This window comes from Nocardioides conyzicola (assembly GCF_039543825.1).
Taxonomy (GTDB): domain Bacteria; phylum Actinomycetota; class Actinomycetes; order Propionibacteriales; family Nocardioidaceae; genus Nocardioides; species Nocardioides conyzicola.
This window is the reverse complement of record NZ_BAABKM010000002.1, coordinates 1,091,574-1,115,726: the sequence shown is the minus strand read 5'-3', so window position 1 is coordinate 1,115,726 and position 24,153 is coordinate 1,091,574. Positions and strand designations below refer to the sequence as shown.

Genomic DNA, 24,153 nt, shown 5'->3' with positions numbered 1-24,153 from the left:
GTTCCCGGCCCTGACCCACTACGTTGACGCCATGAGCTGGTGGATCGCCGAGGCCGAGCGGACACTGACGGAGGACGTGCCCGCCCCGCCCGACCAGGTGCGCGACCTCTACGTCGACCTGGACAGCCTCCAGGTCGTCCACCCGCTCATCGTGTCCGTCGAGGAGCTGTCGCGCACCGACGAGGCCGACGGCTACCGGCAGACCTACCGGGTCGTGGACCAGCTGCGGATGGGCCCGTTCAACTTCCGGATCACCTACCGGGCCGGGTGGCACGTCCCCGTGCACGGCCCGGTGGAGACCGAGGCGCACCAGTCGCCGAGCGTGCGCCTGCTCGGCACCGTCACCTTCGACCCCGGGTCCGGCGGCACCCGCGTCACCGAGCGGCTGCGGATCTCCGCGCCGCGTCCGCTGGTCGGCTACACCGCCCGCGAGGCCGTCAAGGCGCACGCGGCCATGTTCGCGGGCATCCGGGCGCACTTCGCCGCGGCCTGACGATCAGGCGGCGCTCGCCTCGACGGTGAGCCGCAGCTGACGCCGGCGGTGGTTGACCGCCTCGATGGTGAAGATCGTCAGCGCGATCCAGACCAGCACGAAGCCGGCCCAGCGGCCGGCGGGCATGTCCTCGTGGAACCACAGGATCCCGAGGGCGAACTGGATGATGGGCGCGAGGTACTGCAGCAGTCCCAGGGACACCATGGAGACGCGGGTCGCGGCGGCGCCGAAGCAGATGAGGGGGACGGCGGTGATGACGCCGGTCGCCATGAAGAGCAGCGAGTGGCCGACCCCGTGGTTGGCGAAGTTCGAGCCGCCGGTGGCGCCGAGCCAGGCGACGTAGGCGAGCGCGAACGGCGCGATCACCGCCGTCTCGTAGGTGAGGCTGTCGGTCGCGCCGACGTTGGCGGTCTTCTTGCACAGCCCGTAGCTGCCGAACGTGAAGGCGAGCACCAGGGCGATGTAGGGCAGGCGGCCGTAGTCGACGGAGAGCACGACCACGGCGGCCGTCGCGATGCCCATCGCCCACCACTGCAGCGGGCGCAGCCGCTCCTTGAGGATCACCACCCCCATCAGCACCGTCACGAGCGGGTTGATGAAGTAGCCGAGCGACGTCTCGACCACCCGGTCGTGGTTGACGCCCCAGATGTAGGTCGCCCAGTTGACGCTCACGACGACGGCGGCCACCGTCAGCAGCAGCCGCACCCGCCGGTCGCGCCAGATCGCCAGCAGCTGCGGCCCGCGCCGGAGCAGCAGGAGGAGCACGGACATGGTGACGCACGACCACAGCACCCGGTGGGCCAGGATCTCGAAGGCGCCGGCGGGCTCGAGCAGCCCCCAGTAGAGCGGGAAGAGACCCCACATCGCGTAGGCCGCGACGCCGAACAGCAATCCACGACGGGCGTCTGGCACGCGCTCAGGATAGGTGGATGGTTAGACGGGCCCATGACTGGGTATCCAGCCGGTGCGTTGATACACAAAAGGGTCCCCGCTCTCGGGCGGGGACCCTTTGTGTGTCTGTCTACGGAGCGGTGCGCTACACGACCGTCCAGGTGTCGCCGCCGCCGATGAGCTTGGCGAGACGCTCGGCGGGCGTGCCCGGGGCGGCCTCGCGGGAGGTCGCGATCTGGGCGCGGGCGCCGTCGTCGTACGTCGGGCGCTCGACCTGGCGGAAGATCCCGATCGGCGACTGGTTGAGGTAGCCGGAGTCGGTGAGCCGGGAGATCGCGAACGCCATCGTCGGGTCGGGGTTGTGCGCGTTGTGGACCAGGATCGCGTCCTCGCCGACGTCGGCCACGTCGACGACCTTCACGCCACCGGTCTCGCTGTCGCGGATCAGCCCCTTGCTGCCTTCGACGCCGAAGCGGATCGCCTCGCCGTGGACGAGCGGGATGATCGCGTCGGCCTTGGTGTCGGGGTTCTTGATCGCGTCGAACGCGCCGTCGTTGAAGATCGGGCAGTTCTGGTAGATCTCGACCAGCGACGTCCCGCGGTGGGCCGCGGCCGCGGAGAGCACCGAGGTGAGGTGCTTGCGGTCGGAGTCGATGGTGCGGGCCACGAACGACCCCTCGGCACCGAGCGCCAGCGACACCGGGTTGAAGGGGTGGTCGAGCGATCCCATCGGGGTCGACTTGGTGATCTTGCCGGCCTCGGAGGTGGGGGAGTACTGGCCCTTGGTCAGGCCGTAGATCCGGTTGTTGAAGAGCAGGATCGTCATGTTGACGTTGCGGCGCAGCGCGTGGATCAGGTGGTTGCCGCCGATCGACAGCGCGTCACCGTCACCGGTGACGACCCACACCGACAGGTCCTCGCGGGCGGTGGCGATCCCGGTCGCGATCGACGGCGCGCGGCCGTGGATCGAGTGCATGCCGTAGGTGTCGAGGTAGTAGGGGAACCGCGACGAGCAGCCGATGCCGGAGACGAACACGATGTTCTCGCGGCGCAGGCCCAGCTGGGGCAGGAAGCCCTGGACGGCCTTGAGCACGGCGTAGTCGCCGCAGCCGGGGCACCAGCGGACCTCCTGGTCGGAGGTGTACTCCTTGCCGGTCTGGGGCTCGTCGTTGGTCGGGACCAGCTCGACCCCCGACCGCAGGCCGGGGAAGGGCAGGTTCTCGGTCGCAGTCACTTGCTCGCCTCCTGAGGCGTGAGGTCGACGGTGATGCCCTCGGCCTCGGCAACCAGGTTGCCGATGGCCTCGGCGAGAGTCGCCGCCTTGATGGGCATGCCGTTGACCTGGTTGTAGCCGATGGCGTCCACGAGGTACCGGCCGCGCAGCAGCAGGCTGAGCTGGCCGAGGTTCATCTCGGGGCACAGCACCTTGTCGTAGCGCTTGAGGATGTCGCCGAGGTCCTTCGGGAAGGGGTTGAGGTGGCGCAGGTGCACCTGGGCGACGCGGTAGCCGGCCTTGCGGACCCGGCGGCAGCCGGCGCCGATGGGGCCGTACGTCGAGCCCCAGCCGATCACCAGCACCTTGGCCTCGCCCGACGGGTCGTCGACCTGCAGCGGCGGCAGCGAGTCGGCGATCCGGTCGACCTTGGCCTGGCGGGTGCGGACCATGAAGTCGTGGTTGGCCGGGTCGTAGGAGATGTTGCCGTGGCCCTCGCCCTTTTCGAGGCCGCCGATGCGGTGCTCGAGGCCGGGCGTGCCGGGGATGGCCCAGGGGCGCGCGAGGGTCTCCTCGTCGCGCAGGTAGGGCCAGTACTCCTCGGACTCCGTGCCGTCCTTGGCCGTGACCGTCTTGTTGCGCTCGGTTGCGAAGCCCGGGTCGATGACCGGCAGGTCGGCCATCTCCGGGATCTTCCACGGCTCGGAGCCGTTGGCGAGGTAGCCGTCGGAGAGCAGCATCACCGGGGTGCGGTAGGTGACCGCGATCCGGGCCGCCTCGATCGCCGCGTTGAAGCAGTCGCCGGGCGACTGCGGGGCCACGATCGGGACCGGGGCCTCGCCGTTGCGCCCGAACATCGCCTGCAGCAGGTCGGCCTGCTCGGTCTTGGTCGGCAGGCCGGTCGACGGGCCTCCGCGCTGGACGTCGACGACGATCAGCGGCAGCTCGGTCATCACGGCGAGGCCGATCGCCTCGGACTTGAGCGCGATGCCCGGACCCGAGGTCGTGGTCACGCCCAGCGATCCGGCGAAGGAGGCGCCGATCGCGGCACCCACGCCGGCGATCTCGTCCTCGGCCTGCAGCGTGGTGATGCCGAACGCCTTGTGCTTGCTCAGCTCGTGGAGGATGTCGGACGCCGGGGTGATCGGGTAGGAGCCCAGGAAGACCGGGAGGCCCGACTGCACGCCCGCGGCGACCAGGCCGTACGACAGGGCGAGGTTGCCGGTGATGTTGCGGTAGGTGCCCGCCGACATCGGCGCCGGCTTGATCTCGTACTGGACGACGAACGTCTCGGTGGTCTCACCGAAGTTCCAGCCCGCCTTGAACGCGGTGATGTTGGCGTCGCGGATGTCGGCGACCTTCGCGAACCGCTTCTCCAGGAAGGCGAGGGTCGAGTCGATCGGACGGCCGTACATCCAGGACAGCAGGCCGAGCGCGAACATGTTCTTCGCGCGCGCCGCGTCCTTGCGGGACAGGCCGAACTCCTTGACCGCCTCGACCGTCATGCCGGTCAGGTCGACCGGGTGGACGGCGAACTCGCCGAGCGGTGACCCGGCATCGCCGAGACCGTCCAGGGGGTTGGCGTCGTACCCCGCCTTGGTCAGGTTGCGGCCGGTGAAGTCGTGGGTGTCGACGATGATCGCCGCGCCCTTCGGCAGGTCGCCGAGGTTGGCCTTCAGCGCCGCCGGGTTCATCGCGACCAGCACGTCGGGTGCGTCACCCGCGGTGAGGATGTCGTGGTCGGCGAAGTGGACCTGGAACGACGAGACGCCCGGCAGGGTGCCCTGAGGTGCCCGGATCTCCGCGGGGAAGTTCGGCAGCGTCACCAGGTCGTTGCCGAACACGGCCGACTCCTGCGTGAACCGGTCCCCGGTCAGCTGCATGCCGTCACCGGAGTCGCCCGCGAACCGAATGATCACCCGGTCGAGCTGCTTGACCTGCTTGGACACTCTGCGCCCACTTCCCTCTGTTGCGTCTTCGTGGTCGCGCCCAGCCCGTGGTGGGCACACGACGCCCTCGATCGTACTCGCGGTACGCCAGGAACTGGAACACGTTCCAGTTCCTGTCTGCGCGCCCCATGCGCACGGCTCCCCACGATAGTCCGCGGGTCGGGCCACCCGGAGCCGTCTCTCTCGGTGGATCGGTGACGCACGACACGTTCTCAAGATGAGGTCAGGTTGACTACCAATCGAGTTAAGTCGACTAGTCTGCTCGGCATTACCTAGTAAGTGTCCCTTCTCCGGGGCATGGAAAGAGATGACGATGAACAAGACGATCAAGGTTGCGGCGGCCCTCACGGCCGCCGGGGTGCTGGCCTTGACGGGGTGCTCCAGTGACTCGTCCAGCGACAGTGGCGACACCGTCAACGTCGTTGGCTACTCCGTTCTCCAGCAGGCAAACGAGGGCGTCATCGACGCCTTCAACGACACCGACGCCGGCAAGGACGTCGACGTCAAGGGGTCGTACGGCGCCTCCGGTGACCAGAGCCGCGCGGTCGTGGCCGGCCAGAAGGCCGACGAGGTCCACCTGTCCCTCGAGCCCGACGTGACGCGCCTCGTCGACGAGGGCATCGTCGCCAAGGACTGGAAGGACAACGACACCAAGGGCATCTGCACCACGTCCGTCGTCGTCATCGTCGTGAAGAAGGGCAACCCCAAGAACATCAAGACGTGGGCGGACCTGGCCGAGCCGGGCGTCGGCATCGTCACCCCGAACCCCGCGTCCTCCGGCTCCGCGAAGTGGAACCTCCTCGCGGCGTACGGCTCCGTGATCAGCGCGGGCGGCTCCGACGCCGACGCCGAGACGTACATGAAGAGCTTCTTCGACAACGTCGTCGCGCTGCCCGACTCGGGTCGCGACGCCACCACCGCCTTCACCAGCGGGACCGGCGACGTCCTCCTCTCCTACGAGAACGAGGCCATCCTCGCCCGCCAGAGCGGCCAGGACTTCGACTACGTCATCCCGGACTCGACCCTGCTGATCGAGAACCCGTGCGCCCTGACCGAGGACGCCTCGGACTCCGCGAAGGCGTTCCTCGACTTCCAGAAGAGCAAGGACGGCCAGAAGCTGTACGCCGAGACCGGCTACCGCCCCCTCACCGACGTCGGTGACGTCGAGGTCAAGGGCGCCAACGACGAGAGCGACCCGTTCCCGGAGCCGGCGAAGCTGCTGACGATCGACGGTGACTTCGGTGGTTGGGCCGACGCCAACACGAAGTACTTCGACGAGAACGACGGCATCCTCACCAAGATCCAGGCGGACTCGGGCCAGTAATGGCCTCAGCAGTCGCAGTGGGCGGCCGGCCGGCGCGCAAGCGCCGGTCGGCCTCGTCCGGTTCTCTGACCCCGGTGTCGGCCTTCGGGCTCGGCGTCTCCATGATCTGGTTCAGCCTGCTGGTCCTGATCCCGCTCTCCGCGATCATCGTCAAGGCCGCCGGTGGCGGCCTCTCGACGTTCGCCGACGTCTTCACCAACGACAACACCCGCTCGGCCCTCGTGCTGACCGTGGTGTCCTCGCTGATCATCACCGCGATCAACATGGTGATGGGCACGATCATCGCGTGGGTGCTGGTCCGCGACCGGTTCCCCGGCAAGGGACTGCTGGACCTGATCATCGACGTCCCGTTCGCGATGCCGACGATCGTCGCCGGCCTGGTGCTGCTCTCGCTCTACGGGCCGGAGAGCCCGATCGGCGTCGAGGTCAACAGCACCCGGTGGGCGGTCCTGCTCGCGATCGCGTTCGTGACGCTGCCGTTCGTCGTCCGGACCGTGCAGCCGGTGCTCGAGGAGCTCGACACCGACGTCGAGGACGCCGCGGCGTCGCTCGGCGCGACCCGCTTCACGACGTTCCGACGGGTGATCCTGCCGTCGCTGGTGCCGGCGATCTTCGCCGGCGCCGCGCTGTCCTTCGCTCGCGGCATCAGCGAGTACGGCGCGCTGGTGCTGATCTCCGGCAACCTGCCGCGCAAGACCGAGGTCGTGTCGGTGCGGCTGTTCTCGTTCCTCGAGGGCGGCAACACCGAGCAGGCAGCGGCGGTCGCGACGATCATGCTGCTCGTCGCCCTGCTGGCCATCGTGGCGCTCGACGTGATCCAGCGACGGGTGGCCCGACGTGAGTAGCTCGAGCAACGCGGTCGCCAACAAGTCGACCGTCGTCAAGTGGGTGCTGCGGCTCCTCGTCATCGTCTACCTCGTGATGCTGGTCGCCTGGCCGACGGCGTACGTCGTCAAGCACACCTTCGCCGACGGCTTCACCGGCATCCAGGACGCGCTGGCCGACCCCGACGTCGTGCATGCGCTCAAGCTCACCGCCCAGATCGCGGTGACGGCAGTCATCATCAACACCGTCTTCGGTGTGGGGATGTCGCTGCTGCTTGTGCGCTACGACTTCTGGGGCAAGCGGGCGCTGTCCGTGCTCATCGACCTGCCGCTGTCGGTCTCACCGGTCGTGGTCGGTCTGGCCCTCGTGCTGGTCTACAACGGCCGCTTCGGCTGGTTCGGGCCATGGCTCGAGGACCACGGGCTGCAGATCATCTTCGCCAAGCCGGGGATGGTCATGGCGACCTGCTTCGTGATCCTGCCGCTGGTGATCCGCGAGGTCGTGCCCGTGCTCGAGGAGCTCGGCGACGACCAGGAGCAGGCCGCGCGCAGTCTCGGGGCCAACGCGTGGCAGGTCTTCCGCCGGGTCACGCTGCCCGGCATCAAGTGGGCGGTCGTGTACGGCGTCGTGCTGAGCCTGGCGCGCGCCCTCGGTGAGTTCGGCGCCGTCAAGGTGGTCGCCGGCAACGTCGGCGGCGAGACCCAGGTCGCGACCGTGCTCGTCCAGCAGAAGTACCAGAACTTCCAACAGGAGACGGCGTACTCCGTGGCCTTCATGCTCGTCTTCGCGGCAGTGTTGTGCCTGATCGTCGTCGCCCTGTTGCGGCCCAAGGAGCAGAAGTAGTCATGAGCGAACGAAGTGAGCTCATCATTCAATACCGCGTGCAGGGTGCCTCATGCGCGCACGGAGCGAAGCGAGTACGTGCATGAGTATCGAGATCAAGGGCGTCAACAAGAAGTTCGGTGACTTCGTCGCGCTCGACGACGTCAACGTGTCCCTACCCACCGGCCAGCTGACCGCCCTCCTCGGGCCGTCCGGCGGCGGCAAGTCGACCCTCCTGCGGATCATCGCGGGCCTCGACTCGGCCGACTCCGGCACGATCAACATCGAGGGGACCAACGCGACCCAGCTGCCGCCCCAGAAGCGCAACGTCGGCTTCGTCTTCCAGCACTACGCCGTCTTCAAGCACATGACCGTGGCCAAGAACGTCGCGTTCGGCCTGGAGATCCGCAAGCGCCCGAAGGCGGAGATCGCGGACAAGGTCGACGAGCTGCTCAAGCTCGTCCACCTCTCGCAGTTCGCCCACCGGCTGCCCTCGCAGCTCTCGGGCGGGCAGCGGCAGCGGATGGCGCTCGCGCGGGCGCTCGCGGTCGAGCCGACCGTGCTGCTGCTCGACGAGCCGTTCGGTGCGCTCGACGCGAAGGTCCGCAAGGAGCTGCGCGACTGGCTGCGCCGACTCCACGACGAGGTGCACGTGACCACGGTGTTCGTGACCCACGACCAGGAGGAGGCCATGGAGGTCGCCGACGAGATCGTGGTCATCAACGAGGGCCGGGTCGAGCAGGTCGGCACGCCGGACCAGCTCTACGACGAGCCCGCCAACGACTTCGTCATGGGCTTCCTGGGCGAGATCACCACGCTCAACGGGGTGATGCTGCGTCCGCACGACGTGCACCTCTCCCTGACGCCGCAGGTGTCCGAGGCGGCCGAGGGCACGATCTCGCGGCTGCTGCGGGTCGGCTTCGAGGTGCGCGCCACGGTGCTCACCGACGACGGCGAGGAGGTCACGGTCGTGCTCACCCGCACGCATGCTCGCCAGCTCGGTCTCGAGACCGGCGCCCGGGTCTGGGTGACGGCCGCTGCCGGCGCCCTGACGATGCCGTCGGTGCGGGCCGCTACTGCGTGATCAGGGGCGGATCGAGTCGAAGAAGCGCTGCGCGTCCTTCGACTCGGTCCGCCACCGGCTCGGTGGCGCGGTCCAGGTCGCCCATGCGTCGGCAGTGCCGACGGTCACGGCGCGCCAGCGTCCGGCCGGCTCGCCGTACTGACCCGGCTTCTCCCGCACCATCACCCAGACCAGCCGGTCGGCCGGCTGACCACCGAGGGTCGCCGCGCCGGGCTCGTAGCGCACCCCCGCGACGTGCTTGCGCTGCCGCAGGACGGCGGCGCGCTCGGCCAGCGTGGTCCGTGGCCGCAGCTCGAGCTCGGCGTACCGCTGGAGCGCGTTGCGGCCCGGCCGCAGGTAGAGGTGGCAGGCCGCGCTGTAGTTGTCGATCGACTCGGTCTGCGGGATCGGTGGCCGGAAGAGCGTCGTCCGGCCGCGTGAGCGGCAGGTGCTCCGGTCGCTGCGGACCAGCGCCATGCTGGCCGTCACGACGTCGTACGCCGCCTCGTGTCGTCGCTGCTGCCCGTGCGGCGTCGTCCAGCTGAGCCGCACGCCGCGTGCCTGGACCGAGCGCTCGTCGAGGTCCTGGCCGTCGCAGTAGCAGTAGTAGTCCAGGCGTTCGCCGCGATGACGGCCGTACACCGGGGTGTCCGCGACGTACGAGATGTCGCTGACGGAGTCGTCGCCGCCCTCGTCCTCGAACGGGTCGACGGTGGTCTCCTTGTCGGACTTCAGCGTCGTCCGCGGGTCGAAGCCGACGTAGAACTCGGTGCCGAAGCCGGCCCCGAAGCCGCACGAGGCGCCGTCGCGGTCGGTGGCGTGGTAGCCGGGCGGGACGAGGAAGCGCACCGCCAGCCCCGAGTTCTTGTCCTGCCGGCGCAGGTCCGAGCACTGGGCGAGCACGTAGCCCGGCGGCGCCTCGGTCGTCGCCGCTCGGAACGGTGCCGGCGGCTCCGCGTGCTGGGCGGCCGGGCGCGCGGGGGACGACGGGTCGGTCGAGCCAACCGCGTCCGTCCCTGCGCCGTCACTCGTGCAGCCCGTGGCCGCCAGGGCGACCACGAGCAGCAGCACCGGGAGCCGGCGTCCGCGCCTCAACGGCTCAACGGCTCATCGGCGGTTGGTGAACTGCACCGCGAAGTCGTAGTCCTGCGCCCTCACCAGGGCCTGCACGGCCTGGAGGTCGTCGCGCTTCTTGGAGGAGATCCGCAGCTCGTCGCCTTGGATCTGCGCCTTGACGCCCTTGGGGCCCTCGTCGCGGATCAGCTTGGAGATCTTCTTGGCGTCCTCGGACGAGATGCCCTCCTTGAGCGCGATGGTGATCTTGGACTGCTGCCCGGACTGCCGCGGCTCCGAGGCGTCGAGGATCTTCAGGCTCTGCTGGCGCTTGATCAGCTTGTCCTTGAAGACGTCGAGCACGGCGCTCGCGCGGTCGTCGGCGGAGGCGGAGATCTCGATCGCCTCGTCTCCCTGCCACTCGATGGTGGCGCCGGTGCCCTTGAAGTCGAACCGGGTCGCGATCTCGCGGGCCGTCTGGCCGAGCGCGTTGTCGACCTCCTGGCGGTCGATCTTGCTGACGATGTCGAACGACGAGTCGGCCATCTTCACTCCTCCGTCTGCGGCACCCCGAGAAGGGGTGCGTGGGTTTTCGTCTGCCGCGGGGGCTGCGCTATTGTTTCGCCTTGTTGTCGCCGAGCCAAACGGCCAGCGATGACGTCCCTGGCAGGTTGCCCGAGCGGCCAATGGGAACGGACTGTAAATCCGTCGGTGTATACCTACGAAGGTTCGAATCCTTCACCTGCCACTGACGCCCCGATCCTCGCCGATCGGGGCGTCAGCTCATTTCGGGCGGACCCGATCGACGACGTACGCCCGGTCCGCCCGCTAGCCTCCGGGCTGTGAAGAGCATCGCCAGGCGTCTCGCCAACAGTGCCGTGCTGACCGGGGCGCGCCTGGTCGACCGGGTCGGGCAGATCGTGCCGGGCACCCGCGCGGCGGACCAGTTCGGCAGCCTCGGCCGCGGCAGCAGCCTCGGGTACCCGATGGCCACCCTCATGGGACAGCGCTCGATCCACATCGGTGAGGACACCCTGGTCGGGCGCTACGTCAGCCTGGCCGTGGGGTACGGCGTCCTCGACACCCGCGCCCCGGAGCGGGCCCTGGTGATCGGTGACCGGTGCGTCATCGGCGCGCGGTGCACGATCATCGCGCACGAGTCGATCGTGATCGGCGACGGCGTGTGGTTCGGCCAGGACATCTTCGTGTCCGACGCCAGCCACGGCTACCAGGACCCCGAGCTCCCGATCGGCGAGCAGTTCGGTACGCACGACCCCGTGGAGATCGGCTCCGGCACCTGGATCGGGCACGGCGCGATCATCCTGCCCGGCGCGCGGATAGGCCGGAACGTCGTCGTCGCCGCAGGCTCCGTGGTGCGTGGTGTCGTGGAGGACCACACCGTCGTCGGCGGTGCGCCCGCCCGCGTGCTGCGCCGGCTCGAGCCCGGCGTCGGCTGGGTCGGCACCCGCGGCGACGTACGCCCCGTCCTCTACGGCCCGTTCGGCCTGGCCGCCGCGGCCGCCGCCGAGGCCGAGGGCGAGGCGACGGCGTAGGGCTGCTGCGAGTCCCACCCGCCCCAGGAATCCCCGGTCACCCGGGGAAACCCGCCGCGCCCCCAGCTCACTGCAGAACGGTCAGCACCCCCGAAGCCAGGAAGCCGACGACGGTGAGCAGGCCGACCAGCCGGCCGCCGTGGCGGTAGGACTCCGGGATCATCGAGTCGGCGAGCATCATCAGCACCGCGCCGCCGGCGAAGGCGCTGGCGTAGGTGCCGACGTGGTTGAGGTGGTCGGCCATCAGGTAGCCCAGCCCGGAGGCCGCGCCACAGGCGATCGTGAGCAGCGTCCACATGACCGCGATCCGGCGGTCCGGCGTCCCCGCCTCCTGCAGGCTCGTGGTGCCGGCCAGGCCCTGCGGGATGTTGGACACGAAGATCGCGGCCAGGAACGCGAGGCTGATGCTGCCGCCGAGGGCCAGCCCGAGGCCGAGGATGAACGCCTCCGGGATGCCGTCGAGCAGGGCGCCGAGGAACATCGCCATCCCGGAGCCGCCCTTGCCCTTGCCGGCGGCGACGGCCACCCGGGCCTCGCCACCACGGCTGTCGATGATCCGGTCACCGACGTAGTAGGTGAGGGCGCCGATCATGGCCGCGGCGATGATCTGCCAGCCGTCCGTGATGTTGGACTCGGGGATCAGCTCGTAGGCGACCGCCGCGAGCAGGGTGCCGCCGCCGAAGCCCATCATCAGGCCGACCGCGCGCTCCGACCTCCCGAGCGGCTTCGCGAGCAGCTGGCCGAGGTAGAGCGCCGCCGAGGAGAAGAGGCCCCAGAAGAGGGCGGCGACCATGGTCAGACCGTCCCGGGGACCTGGAGCTCGCCGGTGTAGAGCGGGGAGTCCTTGCGCGAGAGCAGCTCTCGCCTCTCGTGGGGGGAGAGGGCCTCGACCTGCGCGCGTACGTCGGAGGAGTAGCCGCTCACCTCGGGTGCCTCGTCGACCGGCACGATCGTGTGCACGACCCGGTCGTCGTACAGGTGCACCATCGTCATCGCCTGGTGCCCATCGACGCCGGACACGAACCGCTCGAGCGGCGCCGGGTCGGACGTGTAGCAGGTCGCGGACGCCACCGAGACCGGGATGCCGGCGAAGGTGGAGTACGTCGAGTAGTGGAAGTGCCCGCCGAGGATGCAGCGCACGTCGGTCCCCTCGAGCACCGCGGCCAGGCGATCCTGCTCGAGCAGCTCGATGACCTCCGCGGCGGCCATCATCGGGATCGGGATCGGCGGGTGGTGCAGCGCCAGCAGCGTGCCGTGCGGCGCCGGCGTCGCGAGCACGTCGGCGAGCCACGCCAGCTGGGCGTCGGTGATCTCGCCGTGGTGGTAGCCGGGGACGCTGGTGTCGAGCGACACGATCCGCAGCCCCGCGACGTCGTACACGCGGTCCTGGGTCGGCGCGGCGCCCTCGGGGACGGTCTCGCCGAACAGCTCGGCGGCGTACGGCGCCCGCTCGTCGTGGTTGCCCATCACCCAGACGACCTGGGCGCCCATCTCCGCGGCCAGGGGCTCGACGAGCTCGCGGAGCCGGGCGTACGCCGCCGGCTCGGCCTTGTCCGCGAGGTCGCCGGTGAAGACCAGCACCTGGGGCAGCGGGTCGACGCGGGCGATCCGCGCCAGTGCCAGGGCGAGCCCGACCTCGGTGTCCACCTCGCCGTACAACCGCTTGCCGGCGAGCAGGTGGGGATCGCTGAGGTGGGCGACGACGTGCCCCGGCGCGGGGTACTGGCCGAACTGCACGGCGCCACGCTACCGCGATCGCTAGAAGCCCACGGCCGCCGTCGGGGTGACGTCCGAGCGCAGCGCGCGCCACAGCTCGCGGGCGGCGCCCGGGCGCTGCTCGGCGACGAGGCCCGCGTGCGCGAGGCCCAGGAGGTTGGTGCCGCCGAGGTACGCCGCGCCGAGCAGCTCGACCGGCAGCCGGAGGTCGGCGTCGTCGGTGGTCCGTTCGACGGTCGCGCTCCCGGAGGCGTCGGCGCGCACGCGCCAGCGGCCCTCGTTCCACGGTGCCGCCCGGTCGGCGACGTCGAGCACCACGTCGCAGGTCGCGCTCCACGCGCGCTCCGTCAGGGCCTCCGGCAGGTCGACCAGCCGGACCCAGAGGCTGTCGTAGGTCTGGATGCCACCGGTGGCGCGAGGGCCGCCCGCCCAGAGCAGCAGCGGGTCGTCGGCGCCGACCGAGCGGACCTTGACGGTCGAGACGAGGTCGAAGTCGAGCACTCGCCGGAGCAGCGCGAGCCTGGTCGCGGGCGCACCGCACAACCCCCACACCTCGAGGGTCCCGTTGGGTCGTGCGTGCTCCCACTTGTCGGTGCGGCGGAACGCCACGAACCCGACGTCCGCGCCGTCGCGCCGCGCGAACAGGACCCGTGACGGCTCTCGGCCCCGGAGGCTCTCCGGCAGCTGCTGGCAGACGCGCTCGTAGTAGCCCTGCTCTCCCACGACGGCGCCCAGCTCGGCGTACGCGAGGTCGCACTCCCGCATCCGGGCGGGTACGTCGGGCTCGGTGACCGTCGACATCCGCGTGGTGACGCTCGCGGCGGCCTCGTCCAGGCCCGGCGCCGCCAGCGTCGTGCCGCGGGACAGGCTGACCTCGAGCTCCAACGAGGCGAGGCCGTACCCGTGCCGGCCGTAGATCGCAGGCTCGCTGGCATGCAGGGCCGAGACGTGGGTGCCGGGCTGGGCGTGCACCTGCTCGAAGTGGTGCCGCAGCATCGCCGTGAGCACGCCCCGGCGGCGGTGGTCGGGGTGCACGCCGACCCAGGTGAGCCCGGCGCACGGGACCTGGCGCAGGCCGGCCTCCGGGCCGGGGATCGCCAGGGTGAGGGGGAAGACGCCGTAGATCCCCGGGTAGGTGCCGGGGTCGACATCGCCCTCGGGCAGGGCGGCGAACCGCTGGTCGACGGGCAGCCCAAGCAGCTGCTCCTCCGTGGAGGCGGTCGGCACCTCCGCGAACTACACGGTCTGGTCGGTGGCGAGGTAGCGGTCGGCGTCGGTCGCGGGCCCGACCGTGATCTGGGTGTCGCTCATCCCTCCACTCAAGCGCTGGGGTGCAGCCGCGACAACCCGATTAGCGGGTCAGCGCCCGTCCTCGTCCAGGAAGCCGGTGTCGCTGACCGGGCCGAGCGGCTGGATCGCGGTGAGGTCTCCGGAGCGCTTGCGGGTCACCGGTCCACGACCGGTCGGGGTGTCGTCCTTCACCCCGACGGCGCGCCGGACGATGTAGTCGACCTCGTTCGTCAGCCCGCTCCAGCGGATGCCCAGCGTCACGGCCCAGGCGACGACCGCCGCGAAGAGCGCGAGCTGGCCGAGCCCGATCATCAGCACGCCGCCGTACGCGAGCACGGCGCTGCCCTCCGCGTCGTCGTACGTCGACTCGTGCGGCCACTCGACGGTGGCCAGGAGGGTGCCGACGGCGATGGCCAGCACTCCTCCGACGACGAGGGCGGTCACCGTGTTGGCTGCGTTGGCGCGATCACTCATCTGGGCACTCCCGTTCCCGGACCGACGTGCGTGGGACCGTACGTCTTCCCCAGCGGGGTGTCGGTCAATCCGCGGCAGGCGCGATCCGGCCGGATACGTCGCCGAGCGCGATCCGGCCGCCTCCGGTGCCGGGTGCGGTGTAGCGGAGCACGACCTCGTCGCCGTCGGCCAGGAACGCCGACTCGTCGCCCCAGCCGATCTCGAGCAACGAGCCGCGCTGGTCGGCCTCAGGTCCGCTGATCGTGCCGGAGCCGTAGAGGTCACCCGTGCGCAGGGAGGCGCCGTTGACGGTCAGGTGGGCCAGCATCTGCGCGGGGGACCAGTACATCGTGCGGTACGACGGGCGGCTGATCACCGTGCCGTTGACGACGACCTCGACGTCGATGTCGAGGCCCCGGGTGGCGCCAGGACCCAGGTAGGGCAGGGGTTCCGGGTCCTGGCCGGGCAGGTCGACCCACGCCTCGGCCAGTGCCTCCAGCGGGGTGACCCAGTGCGAGACCGAGGTCGCGAAGGACTTGCCGAGGAAGGGCCCGAGGGGGACGTACTCCCACGCCTGGATGTCCCGGGCCGACCAGTCGTTGAGCCCGACGACCCCGAAGACGTGGTCGGCGAACGCGTCGTACGGGACGGGCGTGCCGAGCGCCGAGCCGACGCCGACCACGAAGCCCAGCTCCGCCTCGATGTCCAACCGGGTCGAGGCACCGAAGTGCCCGCCCGGTCGTTGTCCACGCGGCCGCACCACCGCGGTGCCGGACGGGACGACCGTGCCCGCGCGGCCGTGGTAGCCGACGGGCAGGTGCTTCCAGTTCGGCAGGAGTGCGTCGCCGTCGGGACGGAAGATCCGACCGACGTTGGTCGCGTGGTGCTCCGAGGCGTAGAAGTCGACGTAGTCGGCGACCTCGAACGGTAGGTGCAGCGTGACGTCGGCCAGCGGGACGGCGTGCTCGCCGGACTCCGCGAGCGTGCGTGCCTGCGACCGGGTCTCGTGCCAGACCGCGGGCCCGAGCGCGAGGAAGGCGTTCAGCGACGGTGCGTCCAGCTCGGGCCGCCCGGTCGCGGCGGCCAGGTCGACCACCGTGTCCTCGTGGCGTACGCCGACGCGGCGCGGCCCGCCGTCGACGGAGAACACGCCGTACGGCAGGTGGTCGAGGCCGAAGCCGGGGTCAGTCATCGAGGAGTCCCAGCGTGAGGAGGTCGTCGAGCGGTTCGTCGACGGAACAGGAGCCGAACGAGGTGAACCACCGACGTGCCCGGGCGAGGTCCAGCTCCCGTGCCGTCTCGACGAGCACGGCGGTCTCGCGTTCCTCGAGCAGCTCGACGACGTCGGCGACCGGGCTGCCGTCGAAGGCCCGGCGCGTCGCGACGAGGACGTTGAGGAAGCCGTGGTGCTCGAAGCCGTCGTCGCCGGTGTGGCGTACGGCGCGGTGCAGCCCGGCCGTGCACTTGAACGGCGTCTCGCGGTCCAGTGCCCCGTCGATCCACCCGGCCAGCTTCGAGGCGCTCGGGAAGGCGTGGGCGTCGAGCCCGCCGGTGCGGAGCTTGAGGCGGTGCTCGGCGGCGGCGACCTCGTCGGCGGCGGCCTGCCAGCTCGGCTCCGAGCACGACGCGGGGATCTCGACATAGATCGGCACGTGGTCGTCGAGCACCCCGTCGGCGCGGGCGGCGTCGACCGCCGCGACCACGCGCCGGGCGGCGCCGACCGGGTCAGCCGGGTCGCGCAGCGCGATCTCGAGCCCCTCGATGGCGACGTGCAGCTTGCGGCCGAGGCCGGCGGCGCCGGCCACCTGGCCCGCGCCGCCGGTCACGACGACCGACAGCGCGAGTGGGGTGGCACGCAGCGTCGGGATGTCGGTGTCGCGCACCACGAACGTGCCGACCAGGTCGGCGTACGCCGCGTGCCGGCGGGCCTGGTGCGCGGCCGCGGCCTCGTGGAGCGGGGCGTCGCCCGGCGGGAAGATCGCGGCGTCGTCGACGAGGCCGCGCCAGGTCGGTGGCAGGGTCGGGAGGGGGTCCGTTGACACGATCGCTACTCTAGCGATGCAACAAATAACGAACGAATGCGTGCGATTATCGGACAGTGGAGGCAGCGTGCCGTACTACCGGACCGTGGGCGAGGTACCTCAGAAGAGGCACACCCAGCACCGTGACCCCGAGGGTCGGCTCTACTACGAGGAGCTGATGGGGGAGGAGGGCTTCTCCTCCGACTCGTCGCTGCTCTACCACCGCGGCGTCCCGTCGGCGATCGTCGGCTCCGAGGTCTGGGAGCTGCCCGACCAGAGCCGCACCCCCAACCACCCGCTCAGGCCGCGTCACCTCAAGCTGCACGACCTGGCGACCGGCACCGACCCCGTCAACGACCGGCGCCTGGTGCTCGGCAACAACGACGTGCGCATCTCGTACGTCGTCACCGGCACCGAGGCGTCGCCGTACTACCGCAACGCGATCGGCGACGAGTGCGTGTACGTCGAGTCCGGTACCGGCGTCGTCGAGAGCGTCTTCGGCGTGGTCGCCTACCGCGCCGGCGACTACGTGCTCCTGCCCCGCGCCACCACCCACCGCTGGGTGCCGGCCGAGGCCAGCCAGCTCTACGCGATCGAGGCCAACAGCCACATCGCGCCACCGAAGCGCTACCTCTCGCGCTACGGCCAGCTGCTCGAGCACGCGCCGTACTGCGAGCGCGACCTGCACGGCCCGAGCGATCCCTTCCTCGTGGAGGGCACGGACGTGGACGTCCTGGTCAAGCACCGCACCAGCGCCGGCATCGTCGGCACCCGGCTGACCTACGCGACGCACCCGTTCGACGTCGTCGGCTGGGACGGCTGCCTCTACCCGTACACGTTCAACATCGAGGACTACATGCCGATCACCGGCAAGGTCCACCAGCCGCCGCCGGTGCACCAGGTCTTCGAGGGCCACAACTTCGTGGTCTGCAACTTCCTGCCGCGCAAGGTCGACTACCACCCGCTGTCGATCCCGGTGCCCTACTACCACTCCAACGTCGACAGCGACGAGGTGATGTTCTACGTCGGCGGCGACTACGAGGCCCGCAAGGGATCCGGCATCGGGCTGGGCTCGATCTCACTGCACCCCGGTGGCTACGCGCACGGGCCGCAGCCGTCCGCGATCGAGGCGTCCCTCGGCGTCGACTACTTCGACGAGTCGGCCGTCATGGTCGACACCTTCGCCCCGCTCGACCTCGGCGAGGGCGGGCTCGCGGTCGAGGACCCGGCGTACGCCTGGACGTGGGCTAACGACGCTCGAGCCTGAAGACCGGGATGAGCCGGTCGGTGCGCTCCTCGTACCGTGCGAAGTTGGGCCAGGTCCGCAGCATCACCAGCCAGGCCGCGGCCCGGTCGTCGTCGGCGAGCTCGGTGGCGGTGACGGGCAGCTGCTGACCGTCGTACGCGATCTCGGCCTCACCGGCGGCGCGCAGGTTGCCCACCCACACGGGCATGTCGGGGCCGCCGAAGTAGGAGCCCGCGATCAGCCAGGTGTCGCCGTCCGGCACGCACAGCAGCGGCGTGCTGCGCGGCAGCCCGCTCTTGCGGCCCACGACGGTGAGGACGAGGTTGGGCAGCCCCGCGATGTCGAGGACGCTGACCCGGCCGCCGGTGACGCGCTGCAGCTTGCGGTCGGTCCAGACGATCTGGGGGAGCAGCTTCGGCATCCACGGGATGGCGCCGATCCGGACAGCGAGTGGCGTGAGAAGACCCATGCGCGGCTAACTGCCGGACCGGCACCGGGTCACGCGGCGACCGGCTCGTTGTTGAGCGTCTTGTACGTGTACGCCGTGCCGATGATGACGACGGGGACGGACACGAGCGCGCCGACGAAGCAGATCGCGAAGCCGACCAGCGCGATGATGCCGCCGACGATGTACCAGACCAGGACGTTGCCGAGGTTCTGCGTCGTGAACGCGATGCTCGCCTTGATCGCCTCCACGGGCTCCAGGCCCTTATCGACGATGAAGTAGATCGTGTACTGCGTCAGGAAGATCACGACGATGCCCGGCAGGATGCAGAGCACCAGGCCCACGAAGGTCGCCACGCCGATGATCAGCGACGCCACGATCACGGGGACCAGGTTGTCGGTGCGGAGCAGCGTCTTCGGGTCGAGCTGGCGCCCCTCGGTGATGTCGAGGGCGCCGCGGACGATGCCGGCGCTGATGATCATCGAGACGATGAACGCCGCCGCGGAGAAGAGCAGCGAGACGAACGTCGACAGCGCGAAGAGGCCGCCGCTGCACGTGTCCGTGTCGAACGTGCCGTCGGAGTTGTAGGTGATCTTCGGGTCGCACCGGACGGCGTTGGAGACCAGGTAGCCGACGATCTGCACCACCGCCACGGCGACCACGAGGACCAGCACCGCGACGACGATCTGGCCGAAGTTCGCCTGGAACTTGGTCCAGCCGTAGCTCAGCGCGTTGCCCAGGTTGTAGCTGTCGCCACCGGCGGGCGGCGCGGGCGGGCCGGGAGGAGGCGGCGGCGGCGCCTCGCCGTACCCACCCGTCGGGGGCGGCGGAGGCGGGACCTCGCCGGACTCACCGGAGGGAGGCGGGACCTGCTCGGGAGGGGGCTCATGGGTGGACATCGGGTCTCCTCGTACGTCGCAAGGGCGGCAGACACCTGAAAGTAGTGGGTACGGGGTACCGGCGGCCAGGGCCGACCCGGACTATTGCGACTGGCGCCTGTGCACAGGCGAGGCAGGATGGACATCATGAGCAGGCGAGCACCGCGGCAGGACGTCAACGACGATCACCTCGAGGTCGAGGCACCGAAGAAGTCCGCGGCGGGGGTGCCGGCGGTGGCGGTCGCGATGAAGTTCGCGGTCGAGCAGATGGGCGTACGGCGTACCGCCCAGACGCTGCTCAAGCTCAACCAGGCCGACGGCTTCGACTGCCAGGGCTGCGCCTGGCCGGACCCCGACCCGAGCCACCGGCACACGGCGGAGTTCTGCGAGAACGGCGCCAAGGCGGTCACCGAGGAGGCCACGCTGCGTCGGGTCGACCGAGGCTTCTTCGTCGAGCACTCGATCGAGGACCTCCGCGACAAGACCGACTACTGGCTCGGCCAGCAGGGCCGGATCACCGAGCCGATGGTGCTGCGCGCCGGCGCCACGCACTACCAGCCGATCGCGTGGGACCAGGCCTTCGAGCTGATGGGCGGTCTGCTCAACGGGCTCGCGTCGCCGGACGAAGCGGTCTTCTACACCTCGGGCAAGGTCTCCAACGAGGCCGCCTTCGCCTACCAGCTCTTCGCCCGTGCCTACGGCACCAACAACCTGCCGGACTGCTCCAACATGTGCCACGAGTCGACGTCGGTCGCGCTGGCCGAGGCGATCGGCATCGGCAAGGGCTCGGTCAGCCTCGAGGACGTCCACGACGCGAAGCTGATCGTGGTCGCCGGCCAGAACCCCGGCACCAACCACCCCCGGATGCTCAGCGCGCTCGAGATCGCGAAGCAGCGCGGCGCCAAGATCATCTCGGTCAACCCGCTGCGCGAGGCCGGGCTGGTCCGCTTCAAGAACCCCCAGAAGGTACGCGGCCTCGCCGGCCCCGGCACGGCGCTCGCCGACCTGCACCTCCCGGTCCGGATCAACGGCGACCTCGCCCTCTTCCAGGCGATCGGCGCGCTGCTGCTCGAGTGGGACGCGCTCGACCACGACTTCATCGCCGAGCACACGCACGGGTTCGAGGAGTGGGCAGCGGCCGCGCGCGAGCTCGACTGGGACGCCGTACGCCGCGCGACGGGTCTGGAGCGCAGGGAGATCGTGGCGGCGGCCCGGTTGTTCCAGGAGTCCGACGCGACCGTCGTCTGCTGGGCGATGGGGATCACCCAGCACCGCAACGCGGTCGCGACGGTCAAGGAGATCGTCAACGTGGTGCTGCTGCAGGGCAACATCGGCAAGCCGGGCGCCGGGCTCTGTCCGGTGCGCGGCCACTCCAACGTCCAGGGCGACCGGACGATGGGGATCTGGGAGCGGGCGCCCGAGCACTTCCTCGACGCGCTGCAGAAGGAGTTCGGCTTCGACCCGCCTCGCGAGCACGGCCTCGACACCGTGAAGGCGATCGAGGCGCTGCGCGACGGCAAGGCCAAGATCTTCATCGGGATGGGCGGCAACTTCGTCTCGGCGGCCCCCGACACCGAGGTCACCGAGCAGGCGATGCGCAACGCCGACCTCACGGTCCACGTCTCGACCAAGCTCAACCGCTCGCACGTCGTCACCGGCCGGGAGGCCCTGATCCTGCCGGCGATGGGCCGCAGCGAGCGCGACCTCACCGGCGGCCGGCTGCAGCGGGTGACGGTCGAGGACTCGATGTCGGCCGTGCACGCCTCGCACGGCCCGCTGAAGCCGGCGTCGCCGTACCTGAAGTCCGAGGTCGACATCATCTGCTCGCTCGCGATCGCCACCCTCGGTGACCGGCACGGCCTCCCGTGGGAGGACTTCCGGTCCGACTACACCGAGATCCGGCACCGGATCGCCCGCGTCGTGCCGGGCTGCGCGGCGTACGACGAGAAGGTGAGCCGGCCCGGCGGGTTCGTGCTGCCTCACCCGCCGCGGGACTCGCGGACCTTCGACACGGAGGTCGGCAAGGCGATGTTCACCGTCAGCCCGACCGACGTGCTGCACGTCCCGGAGGGACGGCTGCTCCTGCAGACCATGCGGTCGCACGACCAGTTCAACACCACGATCTACGGGCTCGACGACCGCTACCGCGGCATCAAGAACGGGCGCCGCGTCGTCTTCGTGCACCCCGAGGACATCACGGCGCTCGGCTTGGCGGACGGCTCGATCGTCGACATCGTGAGCGAGTGGTCGGACGGGTCCGAGCGGAACGCCCCCGGCTTCCGGGTCGTGCCGTACGACCAGCCGCGGGGCTGCGCGGCTGCGTACTACCCGGAGACCAACCCGCTGGTCCCCCTGGACTCGACGGCGATCGGGAGCAACTGCCCGACGTCGAAGTCCGTGATCATCCGGCTCGTGGTGCCGCCGCACGGAGGCAAGGGCGTCACCGAGTCGAGCGACGCGGGCGCCGCCCGGGACAGCGGCTCGAAGCGAACGGTGCAGCCCGAGCACCTGAGCTGATCCACAATGGTGCCGTGAGCAACCTCGAGGAGAAGCCGCCGGAGCTCGACTGCCACACCGCCACGGCAACGGGCGTCGGGATCATGACGCCCCGCGACGTACCTCTCGGCGGTCCGCGCGCCATGCGGGTACGCCGTACGCTGCCCCAGCGCGAGCGGTCGCTGATCGGTGCCTGGTGCTTCGTCGACCACTACGGCCCCGACCAGGTCGCCGACACCGGTGGCATGGTCGTCCCGCCGCACCCGCACACCGGGCTGCAGACGGTGAGCTGGCTCTTCACCGGCGAGGTCGAGCACCGCGACAGCGCGGGCCACCACGCGATGGTGCGGCCCGGCGAGGTCAACCTGATGACCGCCGGCCGCGGCATCAGCCACTCCGAGGTCTCGCCGCCGTCGACCACGACGCTGCACGGCGCCCAGCTCTGGGTGGCACTGCCCGACGCCGACCGCTTCGTCGACCCGACCTTCGCCCACCACGCGCCGAGCCCGATGACGCGCCCGGGACTCGAGGCCCGGGTCTTCCTCGGCTCGCTGCTCGGCGACACCTCCCCCGTCTCGACGTACACGCCCCTCCTCGGCGCCGAGATCCTCCTCGAGCCCGGCACCACCGTGGAGCTCGACGTCGACCCGACCTTCGAGCACGGCGTCCTGGTCGATGCCGGGGTGCTCTCGGTGGCCGGGACCGAGACCAAGAAGGACGACCTGGCCTACGTCCCGCCCGGCGCGGCGACGCTCACGCTGACGTCGTACGACGAGCCGGTGCGGCTGCTGCTCCTCGGCGGCCCGCCGTTCGGCGAGGCGATCGTGATGTGGTGGAACATCGTGGCCCGCACGCACGAGGAGGTCGTCGAGTGGCGCTCCGCGTGGCAGGACCAGATCAGCGACGGGCGGTTGTCCGACGGCTGGTTCGGCATCCCGGTCGGTGACGAGCTCCCGCCCATCCCGGCACCGCCGCTGCCCAACGCCCGCCTGAAGGAACGTCGTTAGCCGCTGTCGGCGCGGTCGGTCAGGATGGGGCCATGGGACCGCTGATCGGTGAGGACGGAGTCGCGCGCTGCCCGTGGGCGGGCGGCGCGGGCGTGATGCGCGACTACCACGACGAGGAGTGGGGGCGGCGGGTCCACGGGGAGGCGGCGTACCTCGAGCGGCTCACGCTCGAGGCCTTCCAGTCCGGGCTGTCCTGGTCGACGATCCTCAACAAGCGGCCGGCCTTCCGCGAGGTCTTCCACGACTTCGACGCGGAGGCGATCGCGGCCTTCGACGACGCCGACTTCGCGCGGCTGATGGACGACGCCCGCATCGTCCGCAACCGGCTCAAGATCCAGGCCACCATCACCAACGCCCGGGCGACGGTGGCCCTGCGGGACCAGGAGGGGCTGGAGGCGTTCATGCTGTCGTTCGCCCCGGAGGTCCCGCCGGCGCCGACCGACACCGCCGAGATGGCGACCATGTCCGCGGAGTCGAAGGCGTTGTCCAAGGAGCTCAAGAAGCGCGGCTTCGCGTTCGTCGGACCGACCACGATGCACGCGCTGATGGAGGCGATCGGCATCTTCGACCCGCACCTGGTCGGGTGCTTCAGGCGAGGAAGCGGCTGACCTCTCGCGCCACCGCCTCGGGCTGCTCGAGCTGGAGGAAGTGCCCGGCGCCGGGGATGATCGTCGCGCCGGCGATCCGTGCCAGGCCGGGCTCCATGCACCGGTCACCGTCGCCGTGCAGGACCAACAGCGGCTGCACCGGCTCGGCAAGGGCCGGCTTGATCCCGCTCCCGAGCATGGCCCGGTAGTAGGACACGACAGCACGGGCGTGCTCGCGGTCCGGCACGGCCGAGCGGAGGAGCGCGAGGTCCTCGCTGGCGTCGTACGCCGGGGACCACGAGCGCCACAGCCGCGTGGTGAGCCGCTCGAAGTTCCGCTCGGACAGGCCCGGCACCTGGTTGGCCGCGATGTACCAGGAGTGGAACGGCTGGCGTGCCATCGCCGTCAGCCAGGGACGCAGCGTCGCCCGGGACGGGTTCATCGCCGTCAGCGGCGGCACCGCGAGCGAGACGTGGGCGCCGTACGGCGAGCCTGGGTCGGCCGCCACCGCGTTCGTCGTGATGGCGCCCCAGTCGTGGCCGAGCAGCACCGTGTCCGGGCCGCCGCCGAGCATCTCGTGCAGGGCGACCGCGTCGGCGGCCAGGGCCCGGACCGAGTAGTCGCCGTCCGCCGGGATGCCCGAGGGTGCGTAGCCGCGCAGGAAGGGCGCGACCACCCGGAACCCGAGCTCGACCAGGAGGGGCGCCACCCGTCGCCAGGTCCACGCCGTGTCAGGGAACCCGTGCAGCGCGACCACCAACCGCCCGTCGGCCGGGCCCCACTCGAGGACGCCGACGTCGTGCGTCGGCAGGCTGAGGTCGTGCACGC

24 protein-coding genes and 1 tRNA gene are annotated in these 24,153 nt (G+C 70.6%); 11 read left to right on the top strand and 14 right to left on the bottom strand.

What is annotated here, in order from left to right; all coding sequences use genetic code 11:
* Positions 1–31 precede the first annotated feature (31 nt).
* A complete protein-coding gene (locus ABEA34_RS08480; RefSeq protein ID WP_345520806.1) occupies positions 32–493 on the top strand; it encodes an SRPBCC family protein in 462 nt (153 codons plus the stop codon).
* Between the two features lie 3 nt (positions 494–496).
* Here ABEA34_RS08480 and rarD read toward each other — a convergent pair whose 3' ends face one another.
* From rarD to ABEA34_RS08465, 3 genes are all read right to left on the bottom strand, one after another.
* On the bottom strand, positions 497–1,405 hold the full coding sequence (gene rarD, locus ABEA34_RS08475) for an EamA family transporter RarD (RefSeq protein WP_345520805.1): 909 nt from the start codon (positions 1,403–1,405) through the stop codon (positions 497–499).
* Positions 1,406–1,529: 124 nt separating this feature from the next.
* A complete protein-coding gene (locus ABEA34_RS08470; RefSeq protein ID WP_425576867.1) occupies positions 1,530–2,618 on the bottom strand; it encodes a 2-oxoacid:ferredoxin oxidoreductase subunit beta in 1,089 nt (362 codons plus the stop codon).
* Positions 2,615–4,546: a 2-oxoacid:acceptor oxidoreductase subunit alpha gene (locus ABEA34_RS08465; protein WP_345520804.1), complete on the bottom strand. Its 1,932-nt coding sequence runs from the start codon at positions 4,544–4,546 to the stop codon at positions 2,615–2,617. Before ABEA34_RS08465 ends, ABEA34_RS08470 begins: the two co-directional genes overlap by 4 nt.
* Positions 4,547–4,859: 313 nt before the next feature.
* On the opposite strand from ABEA34_RS08465, the gene ABEA34_RS08460 reads away from it, so the two are divergent.
* The 4 genes from ABEA34_RS08460 (at position 4,860) to ABEA34_RS08445 (ending at position 8,601) form a co-directional block, all read left to right on the top strand.
* A complete protein-coding gene (locus tag ABEA34_RS08460; protein WP_345520803.1) occupies positions 4,860–5,870 on the top strand; it encodes a sulfate ABC transporter substrate-binding protein in 1,011 nt (336 codons plus the stop codon).
* Positions 5,870–6,715, top strand: coding sequence for a sulfate ABC transporter permease subunit CysT (gene cysT, locus ABEA34_RS08455; RefSeq protein ID WP_345520802.1), 846 nt, complete (start codon positions 5,870–5,872; stop codon positions 6,713–6,715). The genes ABEA34_RS08460 and cysT overlap by 1 nt, the downstream gene beginning before the upstream one ends.
* The gene (locus ABEA34_RS08450) at positions 6,708–7,538 is read left to right on the top strand and encodes a sulfate ABC transporter permease (protein ID WP_345520801.1); all 831 of its coding nucleotides are present in this window, start codon (positions 6,708–6,710) and stop codon (positions 7,536–7,538) included. Before cysT ends, ABEA34_RS08450 begins: the two co-directional genes overlap by 8 nt.
* 82 nt (positions 7,539–7,620) lie before the next feature.
* Positions 7,621–8,601 carry a sulfate/molybdate ABC transporter ATP-binding protein gene (locus ABEA34_RS08445; RefSeq protein ID WP_345520800.1) on the top strand — a complete coding sequence of 327 codons (981 nt, stop codon included), beginning with the start codon at positions 7,621–7,623 and terminating at the stop codon, positions 8,599–8,601.
* Here ABEA34_RS08445 and ABEA34_RS08440 read toward each other — a convergent pair whose 3' ends face one another.
* Together ABEA34_RS08440 and ABEA34_RS08435 are read right to left on the bottom strand one after the other, a co-directional pair.
* Positions 8,602–9,675: a hypothetical protein gene (locus tag ABEA34_RS08440; protein WP_345520799.1), complete on the bottom strand. Its 1,074-nt coding sequence runs from the start codon at positions 9,673–9,675 to the stop codon at positions 8,602–8,604.
* Positions 9,676–9,687: 12 nt separating this feature from the next.
* Positions 9,688–10,179: a YajQ family cyclic di-GMP-binding protein gene (locus ABEA34_RS08435; protein WP_345520798.1), complete on the bottom strand. Its 492-nt coding sequence runs from the start codon at positions 10,177–10,179 to the stop codon at positions 9,688–9,690.
* A gap of 119 nt (positions 10,180–10,298) precedes the next feature.
* Between ABEA34_RS08435 and ABEA34_RS08430 the strand changes: the two genes are divergently transcribed.
* Positions 10,299–10,381 (top strand) — tRNA-Tyr (locus tag ABEA34_RS08430).
* Between the two features lie 94 nt (positions 10,382–10,475).
* Positions 10,476–11,186: an acyltransferase gene (locus ABEA34_RS08425; protein WP_345520797.1), complete on the top strand. Its 711-nt coding sequence runs from the start codon at positions 10,476–10,478 to the stop codon at positions 11,184–11,186.
* Positions 11,187–11,253: 67 nt separating this feature from the next.
* Here ABEA34_RS08425 and ABEA34_RS08420 read toward each other — a convergent pair whose 3' ends face one another.
* The 6 genes from ABEA34_RS08420 to ABEA34_RS08395 form a co-directional block, all read right to left on the bottom strand.
* The gene (locus tag ABEA34_RS08420; RefSeq protein WP_345520796.1) at positions 11,254–11,979 is read right to left on the bottom strand and encodes a ZIP family metal transporter; all 726 of its coding nucleotides are present in this window, start codon (positions 11,977–11,979) and stop codon (positions 11,254–11,256) included.
* A gap of 2 nt (positions 11,980–11,981) precedes the next feature.
* The gene (locus ABEA34_RS08415; protein ID WP_345520795.1) at positions 11,982–12,923 is read right to left on the bottom strand and encodes a phosphodiesterase; all 942 of its coding nucleotides are present in this window, start codon (positions 12,921–12,923) and stop codon (positions 11,982–11,984) included.
* A 21-nt stretch (positions 12,924–12,944) separates the two neighbouring features.
* On the bottom strand, positions 12,945–14,129 hold the full coding sequence (locus tag ABEA34_RS08410; protein WP_345520794.1) for a GNAT family N-acetyltransferase: 1,185 nt from the start codon (positions 14,127–14,129) through the stop codon (positions 12,945–12,947).
* A gap of 132 nt (positions 14,130–14,261) precedes the next feature.
* Entirely contained in the window at positions 14,262–14,666 is a 405-nt protein-coding gene (locus ABEA34_RS08405) for a hypothetical protein (RefSeq protein WP_345520793.1), read from the bottom strand.
* 64 nt (positions 14,667–14,730) lie between these two features.
* On the bottom strand, positions 14,731–15,837 hold the full coding sequence (locus ABEA34_RS08400; protein ID WP_345520792.1) for a fumarylacetoacetate hydrolase family protein: 1,107 nt from the start codon (positions 15,835–15,837) through the stop codon (positions 14,731–14,733).
* Positions 15,830–16,687: a hypothetical protein gene (locus tag ABEA34_RS08395; RefSeq protein ID WP_345520791.1), complete on the bottom strand. Its 858-nt coding sequence runs from the start codon at positions 16,685–16,687 to the stop codon at positions 15,830–15,832. Before ABEA34_RS08395 ends, ABEA34_RS08400 begins: the two co-directional genes overlap by 8 nt.
* Positions 16,688–16,703: 16 nt before the next feature.
* Here ABEA34_RS08395 and ABEA34_RS08390 point away from each other — a divergent pair, with 16 nt between their 5' ends.
* Positions 16,704–17,933 carry a homogentisate 1,2-dioxygenase gene (locus tag ABEA34_RS08390; RefSeq protein ID WP_425576866.1) on the top strand — a complete coding sequence of 410 codons (1,230 nt, stop codon included), beginning with the start codon at positions 16,704–16,706 and terminating at the stop codon, positions 17,931–17,933.
* Here ABEA34_RS08390 and ABEA34_RS08385 read toward each other — a convergent pair.
* A complete protein-coding gene (locus ABEA34_RS08385) occupies positions 17,914–18,333 on the bottom strand; it encodes a nitroreductase family deazaflavin-dependent oxidoreductase (RefSeq protein WP_345520789.1) in 420 nt (139 codons plus the stop codon). The genes ABEA34_RS08390 and ABEA34_RS08385 overlap by 20 nt on opposite strands.
* Positions 18,334–18,410: 77 nt before the next feature.
* Positions 18,411–19,256: a DUF2189 domain-containing protein gene (locus tag ABEA34_RS08380; protein WP_345520788.1), complete on the bottom strand. Its 846-nt coding sequence runs from the start codon at positions 19,254–19,256 to the stop codon at positions 18,411–18,413.
* Positions 19,257–19,382: 126 nt separating this feature from the next.
* Between ABEA34_RS08380 and ABEA34_RS08375 the strand changes: the two genes are divergently transcribed.
* Genes ABEA34_RS08375 through ABEA34_RS08365 form a run of 3 tightly spaced genes read left to right on the top strand, consistent with a single transcriptional unit; the run spans position 19,383 to position 23,346 of the window.
* On the top strand, positions 19,383–21,752 hold the full coding sequence (locus ABEA34_RS08375) for an FdhF/YdeP family oxidoreductase (protein WP_345520787.1): 2,370 nt from the start codon (positions 19,383–19,385) through the stop codon (positions 21,750–21,752).
* Between the two features lie 14 nt (positions 21,753–21,766).
* Positions 21,767–22,738, top strand: a complete 972-nt coding sequence (locus ABEA34_RS08370) for a pirin family protein (protein ID WP_345520786.1) — start codon at positions 21,767–21,769, stop codon at positions 22,736–22,738.
* Between the two features lie 32 nt (positions 22,739–22,770).
* Positions 22,771–23,346 carry a DNA-3-methyladenine glycosylase I gene (locus ABEA34_RS08365; protein WP_345520785.1) on the top strand — a complete coding sequence of 192 codons (576 nt, stop codon included), beginning with the start codon at positions 22,771–22,773 and terminating at the stop codon, positions 23,344–23,346.
* Here ABEA34_RS08365 and ABEA34_RS08360 read toward each other — a convergent pair.
* On the bottom strand, positions 23,327–24,151 hold the full coding sequence (locus ABEA34_RS08360) for an alpha/beta fold hydrolase (RefSeq protein WP_345520784.1): 825 nt from the start codon (positions 24,149–24,151) through the stop codon (positions 23,327–23,329). The two genes, ABEA34_RS08365 and ABEA34_RS08360, sit on opposite strands and share 20 nt — an antisense overlap.
* Between the last annotated feature and the right edge of the window lie 2 nt (positions 24,152–24,153).

Excerpts from the sequence above, each read along its gene's own strand:
- ABEA34_RS08480 (WP_345520806.1), top strand. The coding sequence starts at position 32 with ATGAGCTGGTGGATCGCCGAGGCCGAGCGGACACTGACGGAGGACGTG.
- ABEA34_RS08460 (WP_345520803.1), top strand. The coding sequence starts at position 4,860 with ATGAACAAGACGATCAAGGTTGCGGCGGCCCTCACGGCCGCCGGGGTG.
- cysT (WP_345520802.1), top strand. The coding sequence starts at position 5,870 with ATGGCCTCAGCAGTCGCAGTGGGCGGCCGGCCGGCGCGCAAGCGCCGG.
- ABEA34_RS08445 (WP_345520800.1), top strand. The coding sequence starts at position 7,621 with ATGAGTATCGAGATCAAGGGCGTCAACAAGAAGTTCGGTGACTTCGTC.
- ABEA34_RS08435 (WP_345520798.1), bottom strand. The coding sequence starts at position 10,179 with ATGGCCGACTCGTCGTTCGACATCGTCAGCAAGATCGACCGCCAGGAG.
- ABEA34_RS08420 (WP_345520796.1), bottom strand. The coding sequence starts at position 11,979 with ATGGTCGCCGCCCTCTTCTGGGGCCTCTTCTCCTCGGCGGCGCTCTAC.
- ABEA34_RS08405 (WP_345520793.1), bottom strand. The coding sequence starts at position 14,666 with ATGAGTGATCGCGCCAACGCAGCCAACACGGTGACCGCCCTCGTCGTC.
- ABEA34_RS08400 (WP_345520792.1), bottom strand. The coding sequence starts at position 15,837 with ATGACTGACCCCGGCTTCGGCCTCGACCACCTGCCGTACGGCGTGTTC.
- ABEA34_RS08390 (WP_425576866.1), top strand. The coding sequence starts at position 16,704 with ATGCAACAAATAACGAACGAATGCGTGCGATTATCGGACAGTGGAGGC.
- ABEA34_RS08385 (WP_345520789.1), bottom strand. The coding sequence starts at position 18,333 with ATGCCGAAGCTGCTCCCCCAGATCGTCTGGACCGACCGCAAGCTGCAG.
- ABEA34_RS08380 (WP_345520788.1), bottom strand. The coding sequence starts at position 19,256 with ATGTCCACCCATGAGCCCCCTCCCGAGCAGGTCCCGCCTCCCTCCGGT.
- ABEA34_RS08375 (WP_345520787.1), top strand. The coding sequence starts at position 19,383 with ATGAGCAGGCGAGCACCGCGGCAGGACGTCAACGACGATCACCTCGAG.
- ABEA34_RS08365 (WP_345520785.1), top strand. The coding sequence starts at position 22,771 with ATGGGACCGCTGATCGGTGAGGACGGAGTCGCGCGCTGCCCGTGGGCG.